Origin of the sequence: Psychroflexus sp. MES1-P1E (assembly GCF_002836055.1) — a bacterium.
Classification (GTDB): domain Bacteria; phylum Bacteroidota; class Bacteroidia; order Flavobacteriales; family Flavobacteriaceae; genus Psychroflexus.
Genome location: NZ_PJBS01000113.1, coordinates 1 through 8,071 on the forward strand (window position 1 = coordinate 1; position 8,071 = coordinate 8,071).

Annotated in this window: 7 protein-coding genes; 5 read left to right on the forward strand and 2 right to left on the reverse strand. The window is 37.3% G+C overall.

All coding sequences use genetic code 11. The features are described from left to right. Positions 1-614: 614 nt before the first annotated feature. From CXF67_RS03025 to CXF67_RS03035, 3 genes are all read left to right on the forward strand, one after another. Positions 615-836: a DUF2795 domain-containing protein gene (locus CXF67_RS03025; protein WP_003441576.1), complete on the forward strand. Its 222-nt coding sequence runs from the start codon at positions 615-617 to the stop codon at positions 834-836. 89 nt (positions 837-925) lie between these two features. Continuing rightward, complete coding sequence (gene secA / locus CXF67_RS03030) at positions 926-4,285, forward strand: preprotein translocase subunit SecA (protein ID WP_102087405.1); 3,360 nt, start codon at positions 926-928, stop codon at positions 4,283-4,285. Positions 4,286-4,300: 15 nt separating this feature from the next. Continuing rightward, a complete protein-coding gene (locus CXF67_RS03035) occupies positions 4,301-4,780 on the forward strand; it encodes a DUF4199 domain-containing protein (RefSeq protein WP_015024057.1) in 480 nt (159 codons plus the stop codon). A gap of 118 nt (positions 4,781-4,898) precedes the next feature. Here CXF67_RS03035 and CXF67_RS03040 read toward each other — a convergent pair whose 3' ends face one another. Both CXF67_RS03040 and CXF67_RS03045 read right to left on the reverse strand, forming a co-directional pair. Further along, positions 4,899-5,144 carry a hypothetical protein gene (locus CXF67_RS03040; RefSeq protein WP_102087406.1) on the reverse strand — a complete coding sequence of 82 codons (246 nt, stop codon included), beginning with the start codon at positions 5,142-5,144 and terminating at the stop codon, positions 4,899-4,901. Between the two features lie 45 nt (positions 5,145-5,189). Next, entirely contained in the window at positions 5,190-5,927 is a 738-nt protein-coding gene (locus tag CXF67_RS03045) for a lysophospholipid acyltransferase family protein (RefSeq protein ID WP_102087407.1), read from the reverse strand. Between the two features lie 80 nt (positions 5,928-6,007). Between CXF67_RS03045 and trpS the strand changes: the two genes are divergently transcribed. Both trpS and CXF67_RS03055 read left to right on the forward strand, forming a co-directional pair. Next, complete coding sequence (trpS, locus tag CXF67_RS03050) at positions 6,008-6,976, forward strand: tryptophan--tRNA ligase (protein WP_102087408.1); 969 nt, start codon at positions 6,008-6,010, stop codon at positions 6,974-6,976. Positions 6,977-6,993: 17 nt separating this feature from the next. Continuing rightward, a complete protein-coding gene (locus tag CXF67_RS03055; RefSeq protein WP_102087409.1) occupies positions 6,994-7,854 on the forward strand; it encodes an aldo/keto reductase in 861 nt (286 codons plus the stop codon). The last annotated feature ends 217 nt before the right edge of the window (positions 7,855-8,071 follow it).

An 8,071-nucleotide genomic window follows, 5' to 3' on the forward strand; every position in this document is an offset into this window, starting at 1 on the left:
AAACAGCCTCAGACAGTCTAAAATTTTACGAGGCTCTTGCTTCAATTTTTACGGCTTAATTTAGTATGCCGTTTTCTAGCTATTGAGAAACTTGTAATTTTGAACCTGAAATTGTCATTCCGACAAAGAAGTTCTTTTACTTCGACAAGGAATCTCTCCCATTCCGTGCAAGGCGATAGCCGAGATACGGAATCTGTTTAGGTGGTGTACTAAGGTTAAATACATAATGTCATTTCGAGTGATTTTCGATAGAAAATTGTATCGAGACGTGTAATGAAGTTAGGAGTTTTATTGAGTTCTCGATACAAATTTCACTTTTTTCAAAAGTAAAATTCACTCGAACTGACATATATTCAATCTCAACACTAACCACTATTCATTATTCTACGTTCATCAATCCTTATTCAATATTCCTTATCTGGTATTCATTAGTTTTCCAAGTATTTTAATATGCGAGTAAATTTCAAATCCCCTAGCTACTAAATTTGAAATGATCAAATTCAAAAGCATTTTGAAATCAGAGGCTTAGCTAAATTTTAGGTTGAAATAATTCTTAAAAATGTTGACCGTTTAGCTAAAAAAATTACATTTGCAAAAATTAAAATATCCTTACAATGTATTGGACTTTAGAACTTGCTTCTTACCTAAGTGATGCCCCTTGGCCAGCAACCAAAGACGAATTAATTGACTATGCCATACGAACTGGTGCACCACTTGAGGTTGTAGAAAACTTACAATCCATAGAAGATGAAGGCGACACTTACGACTCTATAGAGGAAATCTGGCCAGATTATCCCACAGATGACGATTATCTTTGGAACGAAGACGAATATTAACTTTCCTGTTCTCAAATTCACACTAAAAGTCTCGTAAAGAGACTTTTTTTTTTCGTTACCTTTGAACTACTAAATTAATAAAACCACATATGGGTGTTTTAGATTCTGTATTAAAAGTATTTGTAGGCGATAAGACCAAGAAAGATCTTAAAGCTATTACTCCAATTGTTGATCAAATCAAAAGTTTCGAAAGTCAGTTTGAAGCGCTAAGCATAGACGAACTCCGTCAAAACACCTCTCGTTTTAAGACGATTATTAAAGAAGCCACAGCAGACTTGCAGTCTCAAATCGATGCGCTTGAGGAGAAGGCTGAAGATGAGCCAGATATTGATGTGAAAGAAAACTTTTATGGTGAAATCGACGATTTAAAGGTTGAAATTTATAAAAAGACTGAAGAGGTTCTTAATGATATTCTTCCTGAAGCTTTTGCGACGGTGAAAGAAACTGCCAAACGTTTTTTTCATAATACAACTTTAGAAGCCAGTGCTACAGAATTTGACAGAACACTTTCGGCTTCCAAAGGCTATGTGAGCCTAGATGGCGACAAAGCCATTTGGAACAACTCTTGGGATGCTGCTGGTAAGCCAATTACTTGGGACATGATTCATTATGATGTCCAATTGATAGGAGGTATTGCTATGCATCAAGGCATAATTGCTGAAATGCAAACGGGGGAAGGTAAAACCTTAGTGGCGACCTTGCCGATGTACCTAAACGCTTTAAGTGGTGATGGCGTCCACCTAGTTACAGTGAATGATTACCTAGCTAAAAGGGATAGTGCTTGGATGGCTCCTATATTTGAATTTCATGGTTTAAGTGTGGATTGTATAGACTACTATAAGCCTAATTCCGAAGCTAGACGGAAAGCTTATAATGCCGATATCACCTATGGCACCAACAACGAGTTTGGTTTTGATTATCTGAGAGATAACATGAGTCATTCTCCAGATGATTTGGTACAGCGTCCACACCATTATGCGATTGTGGATGAGGTGGATTCTGTGTTGATCGATGATGCTAGAACGCCTTTAATTATTTCTGGACCCGTCCCAAAAGGAGACGTGCATGAGTTTGAAAATTTAAAACCACAAATTGCTCAAATTGTTGAAGTTCAACGTAAACACTTAACTGGTGTTTTAGCAATAGCTAAAAAACAGATCAAAGAAGGAGAAACCAAAGAAGGTGGACTACAACTGCTGAGAGTATTTCGTGGTTTGCCAAAAAATAAGGCCTTAATCAAATTTTTAAGTGAAGAAGGGGTAAAGCAATTACTCCAGAAAACTGAAAACTTTTATATGCAAGACAACAATAGGGAAATGCATAAGGTAGATGCCGAACTGTATTTTACTATTGAAGAGAAAAGCAACCAGATAGACCTGACCGATAAAGGAATTGATTTCCTTTCTGGAGAGGATAATAAAGACTTCTTTGTAATGCCTGAAATCGGGGTGGAAATCGCTCAAATCGAAAAGCAAGGTTTACCTAAAGAAGAAGAAGCAGAGAAAAAAGAAGAGTTATATAGAGATTTTAGTGTTAAGAGCGAACGAATCCATACGCTAAGACAATTGCTGAAAGCCTATACTTTGTTTGAAAAAGACACCGAGTATGTGGTGATGGAAAACAAGGTGAAAATTGTGGATGAGCAAACCGGTAGAATTATGGACGGTCGTCGTTATTCTGATGGTCTTCATCAAGCGATTGAAGCCAAAGAAAATGTGAAGATTGAAGATGCAACCCAAACATTTGCTACGGTAACACTTCAGAATTACTTTAGAATGTACAACAAGTTATCTGGGATGACGGGTACAGCAATGACGGAAGCTGGAGAATTCTGGGAGATCTACAAGTTGGATGTCATGGAAATTCCAACTAATAGGCCCATCTCTAGAGACGATAAACAAGACAAGGTCTTTAAAACTAAGCGTGAAAAATACAATGCCATCATCGACGAAGTGGCATTACTTTCGGCAAAAGGCAGACCTATATTAATAGGAACTACTTCTGTAGAAATTTCAGAATTACTGAGTCGTATGTTGAAATTGCGCTCGGTTCCCCATAATGTATTGAATGCTAAATTGCACAAACGTGAAGCAGATATTGTCGCGGAAGCGGGTAAAGGAGGTATTGTAACTATTGCCACCAATATGGCTGGCCGTGGTACGGATATTAAATTGTCTAAAGATGTAAAAGATGCTGGTGGTTTAGCCATCATCGGTACAGAGCGTCACGATTCTAGACGTGTCGATAGACAGTTGAGAGGACGTGCTGGTCGTCAAGGAGATCCAGGAAGCTCTCAGTTTTATGTGTCCCTAGAAGATAACTTGATGCGTTTATTTGGTAGTGAGAAGATTGCCAAATTGATGGATAGAATGGGCTTGGAAGAGGGAGAAGTGATCCAACATTCTATGATTTCAAAATCTATAGAACGCGCTCAGAAAAAAGTAGAAGAAAATAACTTCGGCATTCGTAAGCGTTTGCTGGAGTATGATGATGTGATGAACGCACAAAGAGAAGTTATCTATAAGAGACGTTATAACGCACTTTATGGTGAGCGATTGAGAATCGATATTGCCAATATGATTTTCGACACTGCCGAGGTGATCACAGATTTCAATAATGCCAATACTGACTTTGAAAACTTTGAGTTTGAGTTGATTCGTTTCTTTTCGATGAACTCTCCAGTATCTAAAGCAGAATTTGAAAAGCAACCTGTTCAAAAAACGGCTGGAATTGTTTACAAACAAGCTTATGAAAACTACAAAGCTAAAATGATAAACAATGCTGAAGAGGCTTTTCCAGTAATCAAACAAGTGTTTGAGAAGCGGGGAGAAAAATTTGAACGTATTGCAGTTCCATTTACCGATGGCCAAAAGACACTTCAAGTCGTTACAAACTTAAAGAGAGCTTACGAAACTGAAGGTAAAGACTTGATTACAGACTTTGAAAAGAATATTTCTTTAGCCATTATCGATGAAGCTTGGAAAAACCACCTTCGTAAAATGGATGAGTTAAAGCAAAGTGTTCAATTGGCTGTTCACGAACAAAAAGACCCTTTATTGATTTACAAGTTCGAAGCTTTTGAACTTTTTAAAGTCATGATCGAAGAGGTGAATAAAGAGGTGATTTCTTTCTTGTTGAAAGGAGAGTTACCGCAGCGTGAACCAGGTCAAATCACCGAAGCTAGGCAGCGAAATTCCAAAGAGCAGCTACAGACAGAAAAAGAAGAGATCCAAAATTTAGACGAGCGTGCAGCTCAATCTCGAAAGGCCGGAGCTCAGGCTAGCCAACAACAGCAGGTTGTTGAAACCATTGTTAGAGAGCAGCCAAAAATTGGGAGAAACGATAAAGTGACTATAAAGCATGTGGGTTCTGGAGAAGAAAAATCCATGAAGTATAAGCAAGCGATTCCTTTAATCGATAAAGGAGAGTGGGTATTGATGAACCATTAATGTCAAGATTCAAGGATGAAGAAATTTGAAATTGAATTAAAGTGGGCTTCTGTTTATACGGCTATTAGTATCGCTTGGGTTTATTTAGAAAAATACTTAGGCTATCATGATGAACACGTTAGTAGTCAAGCTATATTTTCGTTCTGGCTGATGGTTCCTCAAATTTTGGTGTATGTGTTAGCGATTCGTGAAAAGCGAGAGCGTTATTACAAAGGTGAAATTACTTGGCAAAAGGCATTTATTTCAGGAGTAGTCCTTTCAGCGGTAATTGGAGGCTTATCTCCAGCATCTGTTTACACCATGGTAGAACTTGTGACTCCAGAATTCTTTTCAAATATTGTTGAGGTAAGAGCAGCGCAAGGGATTCCGAGGGAAGGCTTGGAACAAATTTACAATCTCAACAGCTATATCAGTCAAGCGATTTTTAATAACTTAGGGTCTGGAGTTTTCTTTTCGGCAATCATCGCGTTAGTTCTAAAGAATAAAAAGCCTTGATATAGTCAGAATGGAAAAATTGCTTGAAACTTCAAGTGGTTTTCAGCTTTTTTCATACTATCAAATAGTCAGGCTTAGTCATAATTTTAGGTATTAGTGGAGACGTCCATGTCGTCACTTATCTAAAATCTAATAGATTCTTTGTGATTATTAGAAGTAAACGTAGAATAACCGATGCTTGGGCCACTATGGAATTGATAAAGGTCGAGTTTTTCAACATCTCAAAGATCTCTGATTCATTTAAATCAATTGTTTCATTTTTATTAAAAAACTCTAAGCCTGATGTTGTATAATTAATGGATAAACCAGCATAAAACTCATCTTCATTTTCAACCTGTATACTATTCCTAAGATAATTTGGCATTATGCCATATAAAAAGCTCAATGTAAATATAATAGGAAGTAAGTGTTACCAGTAAAGTTTGGAGGCTATAGCTTCAGCAGTCTCTTGCTTAAGACGCTTACGGTTTTTAAAAGTAAGTTCAACTCCTTTGGTATGAATTAAAGGGTGAACAACAGCTCTTAAAACACCTGGACTTCCTGAGGTAAAGCAATAGCGGAATCTTTTTTTACTATCGGGAAATGAGATGGGCACAATAGGAATTTGATGCTCTATGGAGAGTCGAAAGGCACCGTCTTTAAATTCATCTAGAACCTTTGTAATATCATCGGGGACGCCACCTTCCGGGAAAATACAGATACTGACCCCATTTTTTAGGCGTCTTTGGGCTTCAACGAAAGCATCTTTTCTACTTTTTGCATTCCCTCTGTTTACCAAAATACAAGAGCGTCTATAGATTAATCCAAAGACAGGAAGTTTGGCTAACTCCCGTTTTCCGATGAATACAAAAGGAGTTTTGGAAACATAAATCATCATCATAATATCAATCATACTCGAGTGGTTGGCTGTTAGCATATAGCTTCTTCTCTTATCGAGATGAGTATTGTAAGTTACTTTCGGAAAAAAACCCATGCCGTATAATACAATGGTCGCCCAAAGTTTACCAATATGGAAAGTACTAGGATACCATTTTTCTTTTGATGTGGTCACGAGTAGAAAAGGCAATAGAATTACAAGGGGGATGATCACAATGATGTAAAACCAAATCCTCCAAACAACTATCAAAATATTCTTAATCCATATCATAGTTCGCAAATTTAATAAATTGAATGGGTTCGGTTGAACAAAACATTTATCTTTGACTCAATTTGTAATATATCCATTTTATGTCTAGAATATTAACGGGTGTCCAGAGCACTGGAACTCCACATTTGGGAAATTTATTAGGGGCAATTATTCCTGCTATTGAAATGGCTAATTCTCCAAAGAATGAGTCGTTTCTATTTATTGCCAATCTACATTCTCTTACCCAAATAAAGGACGCTGAAGTCTTAAAAGAAAACACATATGCAACTGCTGCCACTTGGCTTGCCTTTGGATTAGATGTCGAAAAATCGACCTTTTATAGGCAAAGTGACGTTCCACAAGTGACTGAACTCATGTGGTACTTAAACTGTATGTTTCCATACCAACGCCTTACTCTAGCTCATTCGTTTAAAGACAAAGCAGATCGGTTGAGCGATGTTAATGCTGGCTTATTCAGCTATCCTATGTTGATGGCAGCAGATATTTTGCTTTATGATGCTGAATTCATTCCCGTTGGTAAAGATCAATTACAACATATAGAAATGACCAGAGATGTGGCCGAACGTTTCCATGCTCAATATGGCGAGACCTTTGTGCTGCCTGAAGCCAAATTATCTGAATCTTCAAAATATGTCCCTGGGACCGATGGTGCTAAAATGAGTAAGTCTAAAGGCAATGCGATTATTATTTTCCAGACCGATAAGAAATTGCGCAAACAAATCATGCAAATCGAAACGGACAGTACTCCATTAGAAGACCCCAAAGATCCTGAAACGTGTAATGTATTTCAGATTTATAAATTAATAGGCTCTAAAACTCAAGTCGAAGAGTTAAAGTCAAACTACTTAGCTGGAGGTTTTGGGTATGGTCATGCGAAGCAAGCGTTATTCGATTTGATTGTCACTACTTATTCTGAAGAACGGAAAAAGTTTGATTATTTCATGAACAATAAACCAGAAATCGACGGACTATTAAGCATAGGGGCTAGTAAAGCAAAAGAGGTAGCTGGAGGAGTCTTGAAACGGGTGAGACATAAACTCGGTTATTAACAACAAAAAAATTACGGATGTATACTTCTAAACTTATACAAGGATGTATGACTTGGGGTAGATGGGGAAAACAACTGTCTACCCGCCAAATGGCGAGTCAAATTGAAGACTGTCTCAGCCTTGGTGTTACCACCTTTGATCATGCAGATATTTATGGTGAATATACCACGGAAGCTGAGTTTGGTAAGGCTTTTACAGAAAGTAAAATCAAACGAGAATCCATTCAGTTAATTTCTAAATGTGGGCTACAACTGCCAAACTCCACTCGAGATAATCGAGTGAAGCATTATCAATATGATTCAGAATATATTATAGCACAAGCAGAGCAATCTATCTCTAATTTGAATTGTGACTATTTAGATGCGTTTCTACTCCACAGACCAAGTCCATTGATGGATCTGCAAGAGATTGCTAAATCTATTATCTATTTAAAAGAACAAGGCAAAATTAAACACTTTGGCGTCTCTAATTTTACAACACAGCAAATCGATTTATTAAGCGCGCATGTAGAAGTAGAAGGACACCAGTTGCAATGTTCATTAAACCATTATCAGCCTTTTACAAATGATATCCTTCAGCACCATTCTTCTAAACAAATTCTAACGATGGCTTGGAGTCCTTTAGGAAGCTTACATAGGCTACATGAAGATAATCTATCTCTAGATAAAGTGCTAGGAGAAATGGCAATAAGGTATGAGTGTGAAAAAGCTCAACTTGCTATTGCCTTTTTAAACCAGCATACTGTTGGGATTAGGCCTGTTGTGGGAACTACACAACCTAAAAGGTTAAAGGCTCTAAAAGAGGCTTTAACTATAGAGTTAAGTTTACAGGATTGGTTTTTGATATTGGAGGCTTCACGGGGTCACGAAGTTGACTAATTTTTTATATGAGATAACTTTTTTGGAATCCTGTCTCGTATCCTAGATAGTTGCTAACCCTACATGAGAAAAGTCAAAATTTATCAAGTAACCTTTTTTATAATTTTTGCAAACTAGATGTCCGACCTTTTTTTACGACTTAAGTTGTCCTTCAATTGACTTTAACCTAGACGTATGTATTGTCAATTCTATATGATTTCTTCTGAAAGAGCCTCTT